This is a genomic window from Streptomyces sp. SAS_272, from assembly GCF_052543235.1.
Map to the genome: position 1 here is coordinate 1 of NZ_JBMNDR010000036.1, position 18,622 is coordinate 18,622.

An 18,622-nucleotide genomic window follows, 5' to 3' on the forward strand; every position below is an offset into this window, starting at 1 on the left:
CCCCCCCCCCCCCCCCCCTCCCCGCGTTCGACGGCCCACCGGGTACGACGACTACCCGGGCGGCGTGCCCTGGCCCTCCTCGGCCGGAGGTTCCGGTTCCCGGCTCTGCCGCACGGCCGTCACGGGCGCCACGCCCGAGGCCGTCGCCCCTCTGGGCCGCGGAGCGTGCCGCAGGGCCTGCTCCCTGGAGTAGGCGTGCAGATAGCCCACCACGGTGTTGGTGACGGCCACCAGGGGCACGGCCACGATCGCGCCGCCGATGCCCGCGACCATGCCGCCGGCCGCGACCGACAGGACCACCGCCAGCGGGTGGACGCGCACCGCCCGCCCGAGGATGAACGGCTGGAGGATGTGTCCCTCGATCTGCTGGACCGCGAGCACGACGGCCAGGGTCATCACCGCCGTGAACACGCCCTGGGTGACCAGCGCGACCACGACCGCCAGCGCGCCGGACGCGACCGCGCCGACGAGCGGGATGAACGAGAACAGGAAGATGAAGACGGCGAGCGGGACGGCCATCGGCACGTCGAGGAAGTAGATGCCGAGGCCGATGAAGATGGCGTCGATCAACGCGACGATCACCGTGCCCCGCACATACGCCGTGAGCGTCGCCCAGGCCCGCGGTCCGGCGCCCGCGACTCCCGGCCGGGCCCCCGCCGGAACCAGTTTGAGGGTCCACTCCCAGATGCGCTTGCCGTCGTAGAGCAGGAAGAGCGTCGAGAAGAACGCCAGCAGGATGCCGGTCAGCGCCTCGACCACGACGGTGACGCCCTCGAGGCCCGCCGAGGTGATCGAGTCCGTGTTGTCGCCGATCGCGTCCCGCAGGTTCTTCGCGATGCCGTTGATCTGCTTGTCGGTGACATGGAACGGGCTGTTGAGCAGCCAGCGGCGCAGATCGTCGATGCCGTCCTGGACCTGGTCGGAGAGGTTGTCGATGTTCGCCATGACCTGCCAGGTCACGAACCAGCCCATCAGGCCGATGACGACGAACCCGAGAATCGCCGTCAACGCGGTGGCGGCGCCCCCGGGAACCCCTGCCCGCTTCAACCGGGCCACGGTGGGCTGCAGCAGCGCCGTGAGAAGCAGGGAGACCACGAAGGCCATCACGACCAGCTGGATCGCGGTGATGACCTTCATCAACACCCAGACGGTCCCCGCGAGCACCAGCAGCCGCCAGCCGGCCTCGGCGGCCACCCGGACCCCCCACGGCACGGCCTGTGCGGGATCAGGGCGCGGGGCGGGCTCGAGCGGCTCCGGGTAGTCCTCGGCGGACGGCGTCGCGTCGGGCGGTGTCGTCTCCGGTTCGGCCGAGCCCTCCCGCTCGACCTCGGCGCGTCGCTCGTCGAGCCGCTCGCTCATCTCGCTGAGACCGGCGCCGAGCCGGCCGAGCCACCGTGGCACTCTCGACATGATCCGTCCTCTTCCCCCGTCTCTCCCCACCACTCCCCCTGGAGTCGTCGGTTCCCGGTCGTACGACCGTACAGGGCGACAGCCCCTCCCCCGGTGCGCGGGGAGGGGCTGTGCGGAGTCGAGCGCGGTCGGATCGTCACGCCGGGCCGAGCAGGCCGTCAGCACGGAGGGGACAGGCCGTCGACGCGAGCCGAACAGTCCGTCAGTACGAGCCGTTGGCCTGCCAGAAGGCCCAGGCGTCGCAGGGGCTGCCGTACCGCTCGTTCATGTAGTTCAGGCCCCACTTGATCTGGGTGGCCGGGTTGGTCCGCCAGTCGGAGCCCGCGGACGACATCTTCGACCCGGGGTAGGCCTGGACGAGGCCGTACGCGCCCGAAGAGGGGTTGACGGCCCGGTAGTTCCACGTGGACTCGTGGTTCACGATGTTGCTGAAGCACTGGAACTGGCCGCCGGGCACCATCTGCTGGGCGATGGCCTTGACCTCGCCGACCGAGTACGACGCCTGCTGCGGGAAGTCGCCGGCGTCACCGGTGGCGCCGGCCGACGCGCTCTGGGTCCGCGCGGCCGCACGGTCCTTGGCCTCCTGCGCGGCCTTCGCCCGGTCCGCGGCCTTCTCTTCGGCTTTCTCGGCGGCCTTCTGCTTGGCCACCGCGTCCTTGGCGGCCTGCTTGCGGGCCGTCTCCTCCGCCGCCCTGCGTGCCGTGGTGTCCGCCGCGATGGCCTGGACGCTCGCCTGGTGCGTCATCGAGTCGGTCTGCACCTGGGCGAGCTGTCCGGCCGGTAAATCGGCGAGCAGCGTGGAGTCGCCCACCGCCTGGGCGTCGTCGGCGGGCTGTGCGACGCTGCCCTGGGCGACTCCCACGACGGCTCCGACGGTGGTGACGGCGGTCGCCGATGCCACGGCGAAGCCCCTGACCGATATCCGGCTCACACGAATTCCTTCTGCAGTGTCATCGGGTGAAGGGACGACGAACGGCCGAGGGCCGCGCGGGCCCTCGGCTCAGTCGTTCGGTACCGGTCGCCGGCCCAGGTCATGTCCGCGAAGCGGCGTCGGCTGCCCATCGGGCTGCCTAGTACCAGTGGTTGGCCTGCCAGAAAGACCACGCCTCACAGGGACTGCCGTACCGGCTGTCCATGTAGTTCAGGCCCCACTTGATCTGGGTGGCCGGGTTGCTCTGCCAGTCGGAGCCGGCGGACGCGTACTTGCCGGCGGGCAGCGCCTGGAAGAGACCGTAGGCGCCGGAGGAGGCGTTGACCGCGTGGTAGTTCCAGCTGGACTCGTGGTCCACGATGTTGCTGAAGCACTGGAACTGGCCGCTCGGCACCATCTGCGCCGCCATGGCCTGGATCTGCCCGATGCTGTACGAGCCCTGGATCGGGAAGTCGCCCGCGCTGCGGCTGGCCTTGGCCTTGGCCTCCGCGCGGTCCTTGGCGGCCTTCTCGGCGGCCTTCTTCTTCGCGACAGCCGTCTCGGCCGCGGCCTTGCGCGCAGCTTCCTCGGCATCCTTCTTCGCGCCCTCGTCAGCGGCGATGGCCTGGTAGCCGGCCTGCTGCGTGAGGGACGCCGTCTGCACCTGGGCCTGCTGGCCTACAGGGATGTCGGCGAGGAGCGTCGCGTCGCTTGCCGTCGCATCTGCGTCGTTGGCCTGCGCGACGCTGCCCGAGGCAACGCCGACGACGCTTCCGACAGCGGTGACCGCCGTGGCCGAGGCCACTGCGAGTCCCCGGACCGAGATCCGGCTCACACGGTTTTCCTTCCAGCGTCGCCCGCTTCGGTGACCCTGGCGGACGCAATCGTGCCCTTGTCGCTGGTCTCCGAACTGCGGGGTCACGGGAGACACGGGCCCGATGGGCAACTCCCGGTGCGGGAGAGCCGCGTGGTGCACGGGCGGCATGCGACGGTCGATATGGAGTTGACGGTGATGCTCAAGCGGTGCCGTATTGCTGGGGGCACAGGTGTGTCGCATGCGGGGCCTGACAGGACTGAGACTTTGCCGTAACCAGACTGCGTGAGGCAATTCCGAGTTACGTGTGAAAGCTCACACCCTCCGGGACCCTGGGGATTTCTCGAAACCCCCACAAACGCCGGCGCCGCCCGGCTAGGCTCACTGCCTTTGCCGGACGGCGCCAACCACCGCGATACCCCGATAACTTGGGGCAGCTCCTTCAGATCTGCCCATCCTCCAGCATTTCGGTCACTAGTGCCGCGATCTGGGACCTCTCGGACCGGTTCAGCGTCACATGGGCGAAGAGCGGATGCCCCTTCAGTTTCTCGACGACGGCGACCACGCCGTCATAACGGCCGACCCGCAGATTGTCCCTTTGCGCCACATCATGGGTCAGAACCACCCGGGAATTCGCGCCGATCCGGGACAGAACGGTGAGCAGCACATTCCTTTCGAGCGACTGCGCCTCGTCGACGATCACGAAGGCGTCGTGGAGGGAGCGTCCCCGGATGTGGGTCAGGGGCAGGACCTCCAGCATCCCGCGTGCGGTGACCTCCTCGATGACGTCGCGGCTCGTGACCGCGGACAGCGTGTCGAAGACCGCCTGCGCCCAGGGGCCCATCTTGTCGGCCTCGGATCCGGGCAGATAGCCCAGCTCCTGCCCGCCCACCGCGTACAACGGCCGGAAGACCATCACCTTCTGGTGCTGACGGCGCTCCAGGACCGCCTCGAGACCCGCGCAGAGCGCGAGCGCGGACTTGCCGGTGCCGGCCCGGCCGCCCATGGACAGGATCCCGACGTCCGGGTCGAGCAGCAGATCGAGCGCGATGCGCTGCTCGGCGCTGCGGCCCTTGATGCCGAAGGCCTCGCGGTCGCCGCGCACGAGGCGGACGTCCCCGTCGGCGGTGACCCGGCCCAGGGCCTTGCCCCGCTCCGACTGGATGGTCAGACCGGTGTGCACGGGCAGGCCCGCGACCTCGGGCACGTGGATGTGCCCGGCCTCGAAGAGGATGTCCACCTGCTCCCCGGACAGGGTCAGTTCGGACATTCCGGTCCAGCCGGAGGAACCCGTGATGGCGAGTTCGGCGCGGTACTCCTCGGCGAGGAGACCGACCGAGGACGCCTTGATCCTGAGCGGCAGGTCCTTCGACACGACGGTGACGTCGAATCCCTCGGCCTGCAGATTGCGGGCGACCGCGAGGATGCGGGAGTCGTTGTCCCCCAGGCGGTAGCCGGTCGGCAGCACACTGGGGTCCGAGTGGTTGAGCTCGACACGGACGGTGCCGCCGAGTTCCCCGATCGGGATGGGGGCGTCGAGGCGACCGAACTTCACCCGGTAGTCGTCCAGCAGGCGGAGCGCCTGCCGGGCGAAGTAGCCGAGTTCCGGATGGTGCCGCTTGGCCTCCAGCTCCGTGACCACGACGATGGGGAGCACGACCTCGTGCTCGTCGAATCGGGTCAGGGCGTTCGGGTCGGCCAGCAGGACGCTGGTGTCGAGAACATAGGTGCGCCGGTCTGGCATACGGCGCTTTGTGCTGGTCACCACGGAAGGACGTACCCCCTCGGATGAGGTCGGGGAGCGACGGAGTGGAAGCAGGGCCGGGAGGGCGGGAAGAACCAGGCCGGTCCTCGGCCGCTGTGCACGGGCCGAGTACCGGCCCCCCGCTGCTTCTTCCGTGCCGTGACCGCACGGTCGGGCTGGTGCAAAGGGCCTCCCGGGCGGACGGCCCCGTGCCGTCCGCTGAGATCCGACGCCCGTGGTTCGGGTGTCGACCTGCTTGGCTTATGCCCTCGAAAACGCGCCGTCATGCCACGGCATATGACGGCGCGCCGGTGAACTCCGCGTTACTTCCGCCCCGGAAAGGGGTAGACGGGCCGCCCCGAAGGGGCGCACGCGTGCTGCGGCTCAGCCGCCGTAGCGGCGGTGGCGAGCCGCGTAGTCGCGCAGGGCGCGCAGGAAGTCCACCTTGCGGAAGGCCGGCCAGAAGACCTCGCAGAAGTAGTACTCCGCATGAGCCGTCTGCCACAGCATGAACCCGGACAGCCGCTGCTCGCCGCTGGTGCGGATCACGAGGTCGGGGTCGGGCTGGGCGCCGGTGTAGAGGTGGCGGCTGATCAGGTCGACGCTGACGGAGTCGGCGAGGTCCTCCATCGAGGTGCCCCGGTCCGCCGCGTCCACGATCATCGAGCGCACGGCGTCGGCGATCTCCTGGCGGCCGCCGTAGCCGATGGCGACGTTGACCAGTATCCCGTCGACGTGGGCGGTGGACTCCTCGGCCTCCTTCAGCGCGGTCTGCACATGGGAGGGGAGGATGTCGGCCGTGCCGACGTGGTGGACGCGCCAGCGGCCGTCGGCGGCGAGCGTGCGCACGACGTCCTCGATGATGCCGAGGAGCGGGACGAGTTCTTCCTGGGGGCGGTCGAGGTTGTCCGTCGACAGCAGCCAGAGGGTGACGACCTCGACGTCCGTCTCGGTGCACCAGCCGAGGAACTCCTCGATCTTGTCCGCACCGGCCCGGTGGCCGTGCTCGGTCGTGGAACCCGAGGCCTTCGCCCAGCGTCGGTTGCCGTCCATGATGACGCCGATGTGCTTGGGCACCTGAGCGTGGTCCAGGTGGCCTTCCACCCGGCGTGCGTACAACCTGACCAGAAGGCCGCGCAGCTTGTCGCGCAGGTTCACGTGATTGTCAGCCCCTCGAAACGGTGCGGTCCCCGCCGGGCGCAGCCTACCCCTGTGCGGACTTGGGCAAAAAAACGGGCCGGTCCGTGGGGGGGAGACGGACCGGCCCGAGGGGGGGTTTCCACCATAACCCTTCGTGAGTGCTGATGCGCGCATCGGCGCGCCACAACTACTCTCCGCAGTCGATCGACGACGCGGCGGTGACCGTTTCGATCGTCGATCATGGGTGGTTCATGGCTGGAACCCATCTGATTCCCAGGGAAAGCAAGCCGTTCGCCGACGGAAGTCGGGGCTCCGGGGCGCATCCAGCATCGTCCGCCCATCCGCCCGAGCATCCCCCCGACGGGCTAACCCGAGGCGAACCCCGCCTTGACGCGGGCGTCACCGCGCAGCCCCCTCCGCTGCGCGGTGACGTCCACGCAGCTTTGCTCACGCGAATTGCCTCGGTGAGAACTTACGTGAGGGCGAAGGGCGCCAGGAACCGATCGCGATAACGATGTGGAAACCTTGTGAAGGCCACGATCGGGTGGCGGGTCCACGGCCGGCGGGTCTACGGCCGGCGGGCTTCCACGAGGTGGCGGGTGCTGTGCGCCACGAACGGGCCGTCGGCCTCGATCTGTTCGTGCAGAGCGCGGAGCCGGGGCCGGTAGGCGGCCACCGTGAAGCCGGGGACCATCCACACGACCTTGCGCAGGAAGTGCACGACGGCGGCGATGTCGTGGAACTCGACGCGCAGCCGTTCCGCCCGCAGGTCGACGATCTCCAGGCCCGCCGCCTCCGCGCCGGCGCGCTCACGGTCGGGGTGCCGGTTGCTGCTCACCTCCTGCGGCTGCGGCCCGAGGAAGTACTCGACGAGCTCGAAGACGCTGCGGGGGCCCACGTGTTGGCCGAAGTAGGTCCCGCCGGGCCGCAGCACACGGACGATCTCGTGCCAGTGGGGCCGCACCGGATGCCTGCTGCTGACGAGGTCGAAGGCGGCGTCCGCGAAGGGCAACGGGGCGTCCTCCGGGTTCACGACGACCGCGATGCCGCGCGGCCGCAGAAGAGCGGTGGCCTTCGCGGCGTTCGCCGGCCACCCCTCGGTCGCGACGGTGAGGACGGGGGTCTTGGGCGCGGCCCGTTCGAGAGCGAAGTCCAGCACCTCCCCTCCCCCGGTCTGCACGTCCAGCGCGGCGTGCGCGCCCGCCAGCCGCCCGGCCAGCGACATCGCGTACCCCCAGGAGGGCCGCGCCTCGGTCGCCCGCCCCTCGAACCACGAGAAGTCCCAGCCGTCGGTGGGGACGGCGACCCCTTCGGCCACCAGGTCCTCGAAGAGAGCAGACTCGTCGCGCCCGTCGTCCTTCTTCATAGGGGGATCGTCGCAGAGGGCCGGGACCGAGCGCGTGCGAATTTCCCCCACGGACCGGATCCCCGGACTCCGACCCCGGAGAGCCCCCTCACCTCATTCGTCCACCTCGACCGTGACCCGCGCGCCCGCCTCGACGCCCCACCCCGCCATGACCCCCGCCTCCGCCTCCAGCACGTGCCGGGCGCGCGGCCGCGGCAGGCCCAGGCGGCCGGGGCGCATGGTGCGGACGGCGAGGACGGTGAGGTCCGCGGTCAGGTAGGCCACGTCGATGGGGATGCGCATACGGAACGTGTGGATGCCGGAGGCCGGCGTGAGCAGCAGCGCCCCGTCGACGGCGTCCCGCCCCAGCAGTCCCCGGGTGCGCGCCCGGTAGGAGGCGGCGACCTCCAACGGGACGTCCGCGACGGCCCCGCCGTCCCCGTGCACCGTCAACCGGCCCCGCCCGTCACGCCAGCGCCCCATGTCCCACCTTTCGCGTCCCCCAGGGCCTACCCTTCCGACCGTCCGCCGAGTCCGTCCGTGGTCCAGCGAGGTGCGTGATGCGCAAGATCGTCCTGATGATGTCGGTGTCCCTCGACGGGTACATCGAAGGCCCCGGCCACGACATCTCCTGGCACCGCGTCGACGAGGAACTCCACCGGCACATGAACGACGTCGTCCGCGGGCTGGGCGGCCTGCTCTCCGGACGGGTCACCCACGAGCTCATGGCCGGCTTCTGGCCCACTTTCGACTCCGGCCCCGACGTCGATCCGGACGGGGCCATGGCCGAGTTCGCCGGCATCTGGCGGGAGATCCCGAAGTACGTGTACTCCCGGACCCTGCAGCACGCCGACTGGAACACGGTGATCGTCCGGGAGGTCGTGCCCGACGAGGTCCGCGCCCTCACCCGGCAGCCGGGCGGGGACCTGGGGCTCGGCGGGGCCGACCTCGCCGCGGCCTTCCTGGACCACGACCTCGTCGACGAGATCCGCCTGTACGTCCACCCCGTCCTCGTCGGCCGCGGCAAACCCCTGTTCCCCCACCCCGACACCATGACGCCCCTCACCCTGCTCGAGTCCCACGCCTTCGGCAACGGAGTCGTCCTGCTGCACTACCAGCGGGAGGGTGAAGAGGGCATGCAGACCGGCGGGGAAACACCGGTCGCATAGCCGAACCCGGCTTTACACTTCCTTGGTTCGGGCAAAGCCCCGGCCAAGTCCGCGGCCGGGCGACGGGGAAGGACGGCGAGACATGGCGTGGGACGAGTGGGAGCAGTTAAAGACCGCCGCGGCCGAACGGTCCGCGACAGGTATGCAGTTGAACCACATCCCACCGGACCCGGGCAGCGGCGGTACCGGGGATCTGGTGGTCAACCAGGACGATCTCGGTGCCGTCGGTCATGACGCGCACACGCTGTTCGAGGATCTGCGGGTCGGGGCCGATATCGCCGGTGCCGGCGCCGACAAAGAAGGCGCGGGGACCACGCAGCAGGCCGCCGCGTCGTTGCAGTCCCACGGCTTCACGTCGGGCGGAGCGCTGAAGACGACCGTGGACGTCTGGACGTCGCAGCTCAAGACGGTGCTCCAGGCCTGCGCACACATATCCGACCACCTCGACTTCAGCAAGAAGCTGCACGCCGAGGACGACGCCAAGATCGGGGCCGTGCTGCTCGCCGACAACGGCTCCGCCCTGCCCGTGTCCGAGATCAGCAAGTACTTCCGGTAGGGGGAGCGCAGTGGCCCTTACTTACACGGATCTCGTCGAGGTCGACCTCGGCAAGCTCGGTTCCGCGGTCTCCGACTGGAAGAAGAGCGTGGACATGCTCAAGACGGCGGCGGAGAACGCCCGCAAGGGCATGCAGGCCAAGTCGGACAAGGCCCGGTGGGCCGGCGTGAACGCCACGGTAACCCGGGAGTTCGTCACCAAGACGGCCAAGGAGATCTCCGACCTGCACGTCGAGGCCGACAGCATTCACACGGTGCTCGTGGACGGCCACACGGAACTGGTCGCCTTGCAGAAGAAGATCAGGACCGCGGTCCAGCAGGACGCACCGACTCTCGGAGTCCGTGTCGAGGACATCGGCGAGGGCAAGGTCCGCTGCTTCTTCCCGCACGTCCGGGGTGACACCGACGAGCGCACTCAGGAACAGCTCGACGCCAAGCAGGAGTTGGAGGACCGCGTCAACCGGTTGGTCGCGCACGCCTCCGAGATCGACGCGTCCCTGGCCCGCGCGCTGGCCAAGAGCCACGGCGGCGACAAGCACAACGCCGGTCACGCGTCGTACGAGTCCCTGGACGACGCCCAGGCCGAGCGCGCGGTCGAACTGGCCAAGCTCGGACCGAAGATGACCGACAAGCAGTACATGGAACTGAACTCCATCATGCGGTTCAACGCCACGGACGCCGACTTCTCCACGGACTTCTACACCTCGCTCGGCGGCCCGAAGGAGACGCTGGAGTTCTACGGCCGCATGTCGCTGGACGGCACGATGGGAGACGACAAGGAGCGGCTCGCCCTCACCCGGCAGCTTCAGCGGAACATGGGGCTGGCCCTGGCCTCGGCGACCGACCCCGACAACAGGTCACACCTGCCGGCGAGCTGGTCCTCGGAATTCCGCAAGCTGGGCGCCCAGCGGGTCGAGCTGTACCCCGGCGCGGGCAGCGCGCCGTACGGCTACCAGCTCCTCGGCGGAATCCTGCGCTACGGCAACTACGACGCGAGGTTCATCAACCCCATCGCCGAGCACATAGTGCAGCTGCACAAGAAGGACCCCTACCGGTTCGTGGAGAACAAGCCCACCGTCGGCGGATCCGACCGCGACTGGGGCTTCAACCCGTCCGGCAAGAACGGCAACGGATACGACCCCCTGACGAGCGTCCTGGAGGGCCTCGGACACAGCCCCGAGGCGGCGAAGAAGTTCTTCACCGACCCGCCGACCGTCTACCGGGCAGACGGCACGGCCGACAAGAACGGCGCCCTCCCCTACCAGGACTACTTCGAGGCCCTGAACGACAAGGACTTCACGTGGGCCCCGGACAGCCTCGCCCACCCCTCCAGCGACGAGGCGGCACACGCCCGCGAAATGGGCCCGGACGCCCTCGGCCACGCCCTCGAAGCAGCGACGACGGGCTCCGCGTGGGACGCCGACCCGCCGGTGCTGCACCGGGACGAGCAGACGGCGGACATCATGGAGAAGGTCATCAACCGCTACAACGTCGCCTCGGACCACGGGCCGCCTCCCGAGGTCATGAAGGACAGCCTGGCCCGCATGGGCGCGGCGTACATCGACGACCTCAACTACTCGATCATGGACTTCGGCAAGGCGGGCGACGAGCTGGGCCGCGCCCGGATCTTCGGCGACAGCAGCGACGGTTCAGCGCACAGGAGCTTCGGTGAACAGGGGGCGCGGAATTTCATGATGCTGGTCGCCGGGGACGAGGAGGGATACCAGACGTTGTCCGCTGCCCAGCAGGTCTACACGGCGAGCGGACTCGCGTCCCATGAGGGCGCCCGTGACGACGGAATCGCCTTCGCTCACAACTCGGCCAAGGCGAACGGCATCCTCGACGAATCCCGGGCACACCAGATTCGCGAGGACTTCAAAGACGACGAGACCGCCCGAAACCTCGCGATGGAAAAGCAGGGCGAGTGGCGCAAGACGTTGGCGTCGGGAGGTGTCGCGGCAGGTGTCGCGGCTGTGACGGCAGGCGCGACGGCTGTGTTCCTGGGACCGGCTGCCGGAGTGGTAGCCGCCACCGCGGTCCCGGTCGTCGTGGAGGTCGTCGGGTCCACCCTCGACACCGGATACGGAACTCACACACTGCAATACCTTGAGGACAACGAGTACAAGAACGATCCTGAGGCACTGCGGTCGGTGCAGGGCCTCGAGGCCGCCGGCGAGCGCGGAGCCTGGGTGCCTGTCAACAACTACGCCGACACCATAGGTATGACCCAGGCAGAAAAACTTGAGCTCAACCGGGAGATCGAGGGTTCGTACAGGGATGGGAAGGACGCCATCTCGGACGCGGAGAAGGTGTCGCAGTGAAGCCCGTTCGAAAGATGCTTGCGTCCCTCTGCGCGCTCGCCGCGGTACTGGCCATGCTCTCCGCGTGCTCCGGCTCGAAGGACGGCGACGGCAGCAAGGACAGGAATGACGCCCCGATCGGCTGGAGCACCTGCAACGCGCTGTTCGGCGCCGACCGGATCGACGCCCTCCAGGACGCGATGGGCGAGGGGACCCTGGAGACCCTGAACTCTTCCATCCCGGTGGACGAACTGATGTCCGGCCGGGCTGACCTCACCCGGCGCTGGGAACCCGGCAAGGAGTTGAGCCTGCGCACCAGGGACCACCCTTGCGAGCTTGGCGTGGACAACACCAACAGGCGGTTCAACTCGTATGTGACCTGGGCATTGGAGACGCCGGAGAAAATCAAGGCCGGTAAGTCGGGGTCCGGTTGGGACCCTGTGGGCAGCGACGTCTACGTCAAGCGGGAGGACGCGGGCCTGCACTTTGCCGCTGTGTTCCCCTGCAAGATCAAGGATTCCCACGAGAGCCAGGAGGCCGACCTCCCCTTCGAGGTGGAGACCGAGGTCAAGAACGTGCCCGACTTCGACACCGAGCTCCTAGGCGAGATGACCGCCCAGTTCGTCCGTGCATTGGCCGAAGGGCTGCCGTGCACCAATGACCTGCACGTCCCGGCCGCTCTGTGAGTCCGCAGGTGCACCTGACCGCCGTTCACCGCTTCTGCTCCGTCGGCGGATGGTGCAGGACCTCGTTGCCCGGGCGGCCCGCCGGCTCGTTGCGGCAGGCCGCTCTTCAGGTCGCCGTCACGTCGGCCTGCGTGCGCACTCCGGCTTTTCCGCTCGGCGGGTGGGCGGTGGGACGGAGAGGATGTCCGGCTCCGGCGGGTAGTGGGTGGCGCACGTCCGGCACGCGTACACCACGAAACCGGGCCCCGAGTTCTGGTGGACGACTCCGACCACGACCGGCGTCTCGGTGGTCACCTCGCAGCGCACACACATCCGTACCGGCGGGCGGGGGCCCCTGCCCGCCGTGCTCGTCACGCCGCCCTCTCCGCGCCCACGACGTGCCGGTCCAGGTCGATCCCGAAGTCGGCCGCCATGACCAGCGCCACACGACGCCGTGACTGGCGCGCCCGCTCACGCTCCCGTTCCCGATGTGTCCGCTCCGCCGCGAGCAGATACGGGCGGACGGGGACGGTGGCAGCGCCGTCGAGGAGTTCGGGCAGCCCGTACGGGGACCGGAGCGCGGGAAGCCGGACGGCTGCCGGGCCGGGCCTCGCCGAGATGCGGGCGGAAACGGGCGCGGGCGGGCGTGTGCCTGCTCGACGCCGCCCGGTACCGGGCGCGCACACGCCCAGGATCCAGCGCAACAGCGCGTGGATAATGCTCACTGTCATCAGCTCCTCAGAGGCTGGTGGCCATGCCCCGGGACCGTTCGCGCGGTCGCCGGGGTCTCTGCTGCACCTGACCTTACTAAGCAATGTAGAGCTATGCATAGCTCTCTAAAGATTCGCGTAGCTCGGCCCCGGCTTACGTTGCCCTTGTGAGTGACCGCAGTGAGGTGCCCGAATTCAGCCCGCAGGGGTCCCAGCTCATCTATGTCGCCGTGGCCGACCACGTCGAGGCGAGGATCCGCAGCGGAGAGCTCCAGCCCGGCGTCCGGCTGTCAGCCGAACGCGATCTCGCACAGGAATACGGCGTCGCCTACCTCACCGTCCGACGGGCAGCTCAGGTTCTGCGCGACCGGGGACTCATCGAGACGGTGCACGGTCGCGGCACGTTCGTCGCCGACCCGCTGCCCGAGTCCGGGAACGGTGAGCCGCCGCAAGAGTGACGCTCAGCTCGTCGTGCGGGGAAAGGTGACCTCCACTCGGCGGTTCTTCTTGCGGCCCGCCTCGGTCGAGTTGTCGGAGATGGGGTACTGCTCGCCGTAGCCGCGCACTTCGAAGGTGATCTTCGGGTCGTTCAACTCGCCCGCCAGCTCCGCCTGGACGGCGTCCGCCCGCTGCTTCGACAGGACGTCGCCGTGCGCGGAGGAACCCAGGTTGTCGGTGAACCCGAAGACCCGGACCAGGGTGGTGTTCTGCTTCTTGATCTCGGCGGCGATCGTGGTGATGCGCGCCTTCGCCTCCGCGCCGAGCTTCGCGCTGTCCTTGCCGAAGAGGACTTCCGCCTGGAGCGCGAACGTCACGTCGGCGTTGGTGTCCTCCCGGCGTTCGTCGCCCGTCTCGTCCTCGACGACCTGCTTGATGTCGAGCACCTTGGGCTCGGCGAGCGTGCCGCCCTCGGGGAGCTTGAGATCGGGGTCGTTGGCGTCGACGTCCACGGGGGCGGACGCGGTGGGTTCGGTGCCGGGCGGGACGCTGGGGGTGTCGGCCCGGGCCGGGGCGGGGGCGACGAGCACGGCGGCGACGGCGAGAACGGCGAGGGTGAGACGGGACGGGAGGGGCCGGGTGCGAGTGCGGGGCATGGGGGGCCTCACCCGGAGATGGTGATGGAGGCCGAGGCGAACGTCGGCAGCTGGAACATGACGTCGGCGGTCCCCGCAGGGGGCGCGGGGAACTGCATGAAGACGGCGAGGCTTTCCCCGGCCTTGATCGTCGAGAATCCCGAGGTCGTCAGTGGCCGCCCGTCCGTGTCTCGGAGGACGTAATACCTTTTCTTGCCCTTGGGGTCGACGAGGGTGGCTCCGCCCAGCGACCCGCCATTGCGGATGATCTCGGTCTCGTTGCCGCTCAGCGCGGACGGGACCACGACGCTCTTCGCGCCGTCGTTCTTCAACGAACCGTTCAGCGTGACGAACCCGCCGGCATCGCGCTCGGCGGAGGTGATGTCGAGGATCAGCCCGTTCGATCCCCTCATCTCGGCCAGCGGCGTCTCCGCCTGCCCTTCCTGGGCACTCGGCTTGGAGTCGCCGGCGCGGGAGGGCGACGAGGAACTGTCGGGCCGCTTGTCGTCGTCACCGCCCCCGCCGCAACCAGCGGCTCCGAGTGCGAGACCGGCCGCCACGGTCACTGCGACCATCCCCTTGCGGGCCTTCGTCGTGAACCGCATGCCCATGTCTGTGCTTCCTTCGTCGCTCGGCGTTCGCTTGTCAGTCGACCAGATGGACACGGAAGAGGTCCTGAGGCTCCGGCAGGTCCGCGGGCTCATCCGCATCCGGCGTCCAGTTCCCGTCGTCGCAGCTGAGTTGTGGCAGCACGTCGTCCTCCGCGTCGTCGCCGGGTTCTTCGAAGGTACAGAGAGGGTCGATCTCGGCGGACGCGGTGGCCTTGGACCGCACGTTCTCCGTACCGGGCACGATGGAGTCTCCGACGGTCTTGTCGGTCTGCACGCCGACGGTGAACCTCAGTCCGTCCTGCTGACAGCTGTCCACGCTCGCATCGTTCTGCGCCGCCAGGTCGTACGCCCGCCAGCACGAGGGGGTGAGCCCCTCGGCGACGCCGTGGAAGATGTCCGACCACTTCGTCGGGTCCTTGACGTTCAGCACCCACAAATCAGCGAGTTGGTCCCTGGTGTCCTGGGCCGCCGCGAGCGCCGCCGCGTCCGCCGCCGTCTGCGCACCGTTGCGGTTGGCCGCGGCCTGCCCGACCGCGAGGTACGCGAGCGCGAGAAAGAGCAGGCCCGCCACCACCGTGATGTAGATGGGGAAAGCCTGCCCTACGTCACCGCGCCCGCGCGGCGTCCTCAACCGCCGGTGACCTCGGCGATCTTCGCGGTGATCGCGTCCTTGATTGACTGGCCGATGTCCGTGCCCGTGATCGCCAGGACGATCGCCACGACCACGGCGATGATGCCCAGGTACTCCACCGCGGTCTGGCCGCTGTCGTTGCGGCGCGCTCGGGACTGGACACGGGCGACGACCGTGTTGATCCACTGGGTCATGCTGTTCCCCTCCGGGTGTCGCGTGACCGGCTCGCTGGGTGCCGGTGCCGCTGTCGGCACTCCGAGCGTAGGCCTGGACGCCGGTTCCCGTGGAGGGCCCGCGGGCCCAATCCCGGGCCCAATTCCATACCGCACGGCCGTTCCGCCGCCCCCTCGTCACCCGTCACCCCACCCCTCGGTGCGCGGCGCCGGGAGTCGTGCCGAGCCACGTGGCCGTGGCTTCGGAGCGGCTGGCGCAGTGGAGCTTCGCGAAGATGCGGTTGATGTGGTTCTTGACCGTCTTCTCGCTGATGAAACAAGTGGCGGCGATCTGTTGGTTGTTCATGCCCGATGCGATCAGGTCCATGATCTCCGCCTCCCTCGCGCTGAGTCTGCTTCTCGTCCGGGATTCCCGTTCCCGTGCACGTTCCACTTCCCCTTCACGCTCCCGTGTCGACTGTCCCACAAGGGGTTGCATCTGCGAAAGCTGGTTCGACGAAGTCGCCGGAAATAGGGGTAGTGGGTCCGTTTCTGCGTGTGCAGTCGCATCGCTGTAGAGGTGCGCCATCACCGCCGTCGCCGCCGTCGGAGTGAGGTGGGCGCGGCCCTGGGTGACGTCCCGTACCGCCGACGCCAGTTCCTCGGGGGTGAACTCGCCGTGGACCAGGTATCCGCCGGCCCCGCCCCGCAGGGCCGCCCGGACGATCTCGGCCTCGTGGCTGTACGTCAGCATCACGACCCGTGCGATCCGCGCCAGGTGCGGAAGGGCCGCGAGGCCGTCGACGCCGGGCATGCGGACGTCGAGGAGGACGACGTCGGGGCGGTGCCGTACGGCGGCCTCGTAGGCCTCGCGGCCGTCCGCCGCCTCCGCGACGACCGTGATGTCCTCCCGGCCGGAGAGGAGAGCGCTCAGACCCGCGCGGACCACCGGGTTGTCGTCGGCCACGACGACCCGCACGGGGGCGGGGCGCGAGGGAGGCGGGAAGAGCGGCTGCACCGTGGCGGGGGGTGCGGGTGGGTCCGGCATGACGTGGGTTTCCTTCGGGTGCGGGGAGTCGTTCACGGGCGGGACGCCGTCAGGGGAAGTTCGAGGCGGACTTCGGTGCCCCCGGGGTGGGCGCCGCGGCCGATGTGGATGCGGGCGCCGATGGCGGCGGCCCGCTCCACCATGCCGACCAGGCCGAAGTGACCGGATCGGCGAAGTTCTTCGAGCGTGGTGCCGTCGGGCAGGCCGCGGCCGTCGTCGTAGACGCTGATGCACAGGCGGTCGCCGTGGACGCCCGCGTGCACGGCGACGCGGGTCGGGTCGGCGTGGCGCCGGACGTTGTCCATGGCTTCCGAGGTGATCGTGAGGAGATGGCGGGCCACGGCCGGCGGCACGGGAAGCGTCGCCCGGTCGCCGGTGGCGTGGTAGCTGGCCGCCAGGCCCGTGCGGGCGGCGAAGTCCCGGGTGCGGGCTGCCAGTTCGGGCAGGACGTCGACGCCCCGAGCGGTGTCCTGCGGCTCCTCGCGGCGCAGGTCGGTGAGGAGTTCGCGGGACTCCGCGGCGGCCTGACGTGCGGCGCCCGCGATCAGTTCGGCGTGCCGGCGCACCCGGGCGGGATCCATGTCGGGCGAGCCCGCCGAGCGGGCCAGGGCGTCCGCGGCGAGCGCCACGCCGTGCAGCGTCTTGGCGACCGAGTCGTGCATCTCCCGGGCCAGCCGGGCGCGTTCCGCGGCGACCGCCTCGGTGACGGCGAGGCGCGCCTTGACGTCGGTCAGCGCGTGCGTCGCCGCGCCGAAGCGGAGCATCAACCCGCGCAGGGTGGAGCCCATGGCCCCCGTGATGACGCAGAGACCGGGCAGCAGCAGCCGTTCCGCCACGCTCACGTCCGGCCCGTGCCGCAGCGCCGCGTGGACGAGCAGCAGGATCAGCGACTGGAGGGAGGCGAAGCAGGCGGCGCCCCGCCACCCGTAGACGATGCCTGCCAGCAGAGGGGTGCAGACGCTGACATAGGCCAGCGTCGTGCCCGGGCCCGCGGAGACCAGCAGCAGAGCGCCGAGGAGGGTGTCCGCGACGAGCAGCGAGGGGTGCTTCAGCAGGAGGGGGCCGAAGCGCTCCCAGTCGCGGAAGAGGACGTACGAGCCCATGAAGGTGACGACCACCGCCGCCCCCACCAGTCGGACGCCCATTCCCGGGGCCGCGTTGAGGAGGGCCGCCGGGGACGCGACGGCGATCATGGCAAGGCGGAAGCCGAAGACCTGGCGGGACATCGCCTGTAGCGCGTTGACCTGGATCGGAATGGGTGTGGGCGGCTCCGTCGCCGGCGGCTTCACCCGCCTCCTCGGCAGCCTGCCGCGCGACTTCTTGCACACTTTCGCGAACGCCGTCGTGAACGCCGTCGTCGCTGCCGAGGTCTTCGCAGGCGCCGTCGTCGGCGCCGGGGGCGTCGCTGCCGTGGTCGTCGTCGCCGTCATCGCCGTCACCCACCCGCCTAGTCGCCCGTGAGCGGGCTGAAGTCCGTGCCGGAGCCGAGGAGCAGGCCTGCGCCGAGGAGGAGCATCGTCGCCGGGACCATGAACGTGGTGATCATCAACGTGGCCCTCGGGACTGCACGGGCGGCCTTGCGGCGGGCGTTCTGGGCGTCCGTTCGGCGCATGTCCTTGGCGATCGACACGAGCGTGTCCACGATCGGCGCGCCCAGTTCCTCGCCCTGCTGGAGGGCGGTGACGAACATGGCCACCTGTTCGGAGTCGTTGCGAAGGCGCAGTTCGGCGAAGGCCTGCCGCCGGCTCACCCCGAGGTCCATCTGCCGCAGGGTGATGCGGATCTCGTCCGCCCAGGGCCCTTCGTACTTCGACGCGACGCGGTCGAGGGCCTGCCGGAAGCCCAGCCCGGCGCTCACCACGACGGCGAGGACGTCCAGGAAGTCGGGCAGCGTCCGCTCGATCACGTCCTTGCGGATCCTGATCGCCGCCCAGATGCCGACCTCGGTCCAGAACGCGGCGAACGCGAAGAGCAGCAGGGCCACGACGATCCTGCCCTGCAGCAGGAACACGAGCCCGCCGAAGCCGCCGAGAGCGCCGTACACCGCGCGGCGCGCCGCGTAGCGGTCGATGGTCAGGCCGCCCGGGTTGCCCGCCAGATCGATCTTGCGGCGGTACCTGGCGACCTGCTTGGTGCCCATCAGACGCAGTACGGCCGGGGCGTACCGCATGCCGAGCCGGTCCACGACGGAGTCGACCGCGCCGGTGCGGGTCGCGCCGACCTCCAGGGCCAGGGCCAGGTCCGGCGGAAGCTTGGCGTCCGCCCGGTACATGCGGATGCCGGCGAAGGCGCCCCAGACGGCGAGGCCCATGACGAGTGCGAGCAGTAGTTCCATGACGCGCGTT

21 protein-coding genes are annotated in these 18,622 nt (G+C 69.8%); 6 read left to right on the top strand and 15 right to left on the bottom strand.

Annotated elements, in window-relative coordinates; translation table 11 throughout:
* Nucleotides 1–51: 51 nt before the first annotated feature.
* The 7 genes from ACN6LD_RS20990 to ACN6LD_RS21020 form a co-directional block, all read right to left on the bottom strand.
* The gene (locus tag ACN6LD_RS20990; protein ID WP_319191817.1) at nucleotides 52–1,410 is read right to left on the bottom strand and encodes an AI-2E family transporter; all 1,359 of its coding nucleotides are present in this window, start codon (nucleotides 1,408–1,410) and stop codon (nucleotides 52–54) included.
* Between the two features lie 202 nt (nucleotides 1,411–1,612).
* A complete protein-coding gene (locus ACN6LD_RS20995) occupies nucleotides 1,613–2,341 on the bottom strand; it encodes an aggregation-promoting factor C-terminal-like domain-containing protein (protein ID WP_445043980.1) in 729 nt (242 codons plus the stop codon).
* Between the two features lie 139 nt (nucleotides 2,342–2,480).
* On the bottom strand, nucleotides 2,481–3,155 hold the full coding sequence (locus ACN6LD_RS21000; RefSeq protein WP_319191821.1) for an aggregation-promoting factor C-terminal-like domain-containing protein: 675 nt from the start codon (nucleotides 3,153–3,155) through the stop codon (nucleotides 2,481–2,483).
* Nucleotides 3,156–3,576: 421 nt separating this feature from the next.
* Nucleotides 3,577–4,902 (bottom strand): PhoH family protein, encoded by a 1,326-nt coding sequence (locus ACN6LD_RS21005; protein ID WP_319191823.1) that lies wholly within the window; start codon nucleotides 4,900–4,902, stop codon nucleotides 3,577–3,579.
* Nucleotides 4,903–5,262: 360 nt separating this feature from the next.
* The gene (locus ACN6LD_RS21010; protein WP_057584440.1) at nucleotides 5,263–6,036 is read right to left on the bottom strand and encodes an isoprenyl transferase; all 774 of its coding nucleotides are present in this window, start codon (nucleotides 6,034–6,036) and stop codon (nucleotides 5,263–5,265) included.
* A 550-nt stretch (nucleotides 6,037–6,586) separates the two neighbouring features.
* Nucleotides 6,587–7,384 carry a methyltransferase domain-containing protein gene (locus tag ACN6LD_RS21015; protein WP_445043981.1) on the bottom strand — a complete coding sequence of 266 codons (798 nt, stop codon included), beginning with the start codon at nucleotides 7,382–7,384 and terminating at the stop codon, nucleotides 6,587–6,589.
* A gap of 93 nt (nucleotides 7,385–7,477) precedes the next feature.
* Nucleotides 7,478–7,846 carry a DUF192 domain-containing protein gene (locus tag ACN6LD_RS21020; RefSeq protein WP_445043982.1) on the bottom strand — a complete coding sequence of 123 codons (369 nt, stop codon included), beginning with the start codon at nucleotides 7,844–7,846 and terminating at the stop codon, nucleotides 7,478–7,480.
* A gap of 77 nt (nucleotides 7,847–7,923) precedes the next feature.
* Here ACN6LD_RS21020 and ACN6LD_RS21025 point away from each other — a divergent pair, with 77 nt between their 5' ends.
* The 4 genes from ACN6LD_RS21025 (at nucleotide 7,924) to ACN6LD_RS21040 (ending at nucleotide 12,073) form a co-directional block, all read left to right on the top strand.
* Nucleotides 7,924–8,532: a dihydrofolate reductase family protein gene (locus tag ACN6LD_RS21025; RefSeq protein ID WP_445043983.1), complete on the top strand. Its 609-nt coding sequence runs from the start codon at nucleotides 7,924–7,926 to the stop codon at nucleotides 8,530–8,532.
* A gap of 82 nt (nucleotides 8,533–8,614) precedes the next feature.
* Entirely contained in the window at nucleotides 8,615–9,088 is a 474-nt protein-coding gene (locus tag ACN6LD_RS21030; RefSeq protein ID WP_306949533.1) for a hypothetical protein, read from the top strand.
* Nucleotides 9,089–9,098: 10 nt separating this feature from the next.
* Nucleotides 9,099–11,408 carry a hypothetical protein gene (locus ACN6LD_RS21035; RefSeq protein ID WP_445043984.1) on the top strand — a complete coding sequence of 770 codons (2,310 nt, stop codon included), beginning with the start codon at nucleotides 9,099–9,101 and terminating at the stop codon, nucleotides 11,406–11,408.
* Nucleotides 11,405–12,073: a hypothetical protein gene (locus ACN6LD_RS21040; protein ID WP_445043985.1), complete on the top strand. Its 669-nt coding sequence runs from the start codon at nucleotides 11,405–11,407 to the stop codon at nucleotides 12,071–12,073. Before ACN6LD_RS21035 ends, ACN6LD_RS21040 begins: the two co-directional genes overlap by 4 nt.
* 350 nt (nucleotides 12,074–12,423) lie before the next feature.
* Here the strand turns inward: ACN6LD_RS21040 and ACN6LD_RS21045 are convergent, their stop codons facing one another.
* Nucleotides 12,424–12,783, bottom strand: coding sequence for a hypothetical protein (locus ACN6LD_RS21045; protein ID WP_445043986.1), 360 nt, complete (start codon nucleotides 12,781–12,783; stop codon nucleotides 12,424–12,426).
* A 146-nt stretch (nucleotides 12,784–12,929) separates the two neighbouring features.
* On the opposite strand from ACN6LD_RS21045, the gene ACN6LD_RS21050 reads away from it, so the two are divergent.
* The gene (locus ACN6LD_RS21050; RefSeq protein ID WP_319196930.1) at nucleotides 12,930–13,220 is read left to right on the top strand and encodes a winged helix-turn-helix domain-containing protein; all 291 of its coding nucleotides are present in this window, start codon (nucleotides 12,930–12,932) and stop codon (nucleotides 13,218–13,220) included.
* 3 nt (nucleotides 13,221–13,223) lie between these two features.
* Here the strand turns inward: ACN6LD_RS21050 and ACN6LD_RS21055 are convergent, their stop codons facing one another.
* The 6 genes from ACN6LD_RS21055 to ACN6LD_RS21080 all read right to left on the bottom strand — a co-directional run bounded on the left by ACN6LD_RS21055 (nucleotide 13,224) and on the right by ACN6LD_RS21080 (nucleotide 17,605).
* Entirely contained in the window at nucleotides 13,224–13,856 is a 633-nt protein-coding gene (locus ACN6LD_RS21055) for an OmpA family protein (protein ID WP_445043987.1), read from the bottom strand.
* Nucleotides 13,857–13,864: 8 nt separating this feature from the next.
* Entirely contained in the window at nucleotides 13,865–14,446 is a 582-nt protein-coding gene (locus ACN6LD_RS21060; RefSeq protein ID WP_445043988.1) for a hypothetical protein, read from the bottom strand.
* Between the two features lie 34 nt (nucleotides 14,447–14,480).
* On the bottom strand, nucleotides 14,481–15,077 hold the full coding sequence (locus ACN6LD_RS21065) for a pilus assembly protein TadG-related protein (RefSeq protein ID WP_445043989.1): 597 nt from the start codon (nucleotides 15,075–15,077) through the stop codon (nucleotides 14,481–14,483).
* Entirely contained in the window at nucleotides 15,074–15,271 is a 198-nt protein-coding gene (locus ACN6LD_RS21070; RefSeq protein ID WP_445043990.1) for a Flp family type IVb pilin, read from the bottom strand. The genes ACN6LD_RS21065 and ACN6LD_RS21070 overlap by 4 nt, the downstream gene beginning before the upstream one ends.
* A 163-nt stretch (nucleotides 15,272–15,434) precedes the next feature.
* Nucleotides 15,435–16,277 carry a response regulator gene (locus tag ACN6LD_RS21075; protein WP_445043991.1) on the bottom strand — a complete coding sequence of 281 codons (843 nt, stop codon included), beginning with the start codon at nucleotides 16,275–16,277 and terminating at the stop codon, nucleotides 15,435–15,437.
* Nucleotides 16,278–16,309: 32 nt separating this feature from the next.
* Nucleotides 16,310–17,605 carry a sensor histidine kinase gene (locus ACN6LD_RS21080; protein ID WP_445044016.1) on the bottom strand — a complete coding sequence of 432 codons (1,296 nt, stop codon included), beginning with the start codon at nucleotides 17,603–17,605 and terminating at the stop codon, nucleotides 16,310–16,312.
* On the opposite strand from ACN6LD_RS21080, the gene ACN6LD_RS21085 reads away from it, so the two are divergent.
* Entirely contained in the window at nucleotides 17,517–17,738 is a 222-nt protein-coding gene (locus ACN6LD_RS21085) for a hypothetical protein (RefSeq protein ID WP_445044019.1), read from the top strand. The two genes, ACN6LD_RS21080 and ACN6LD_RS21085, sit on opposite strands and share 89 nt — an antisense overlap.
* Here the strand turns inward: ACN6LD_RS21085 and ACN6LD_RS21090 are convergent.
* Nucleotides 17,725–18,612: a DUF5936 domain-containing protein gene (locus ACN6LD_RS21090; protein WP_445043992.1), complete on the bottom strand. Its 888-nt coding sequence runs from the start codon at nucleotides 18,610–18,612 to the stop codon at nucleotides 17,725–17,727. The two genes, ACN6LD_RS21085 and ACN6LD_RS21090, sit on opposite strands and share 14 nt — an antisense overlap.
* Nucleotides 18,613–18,622: the final 10 nt, after the last annotated feature.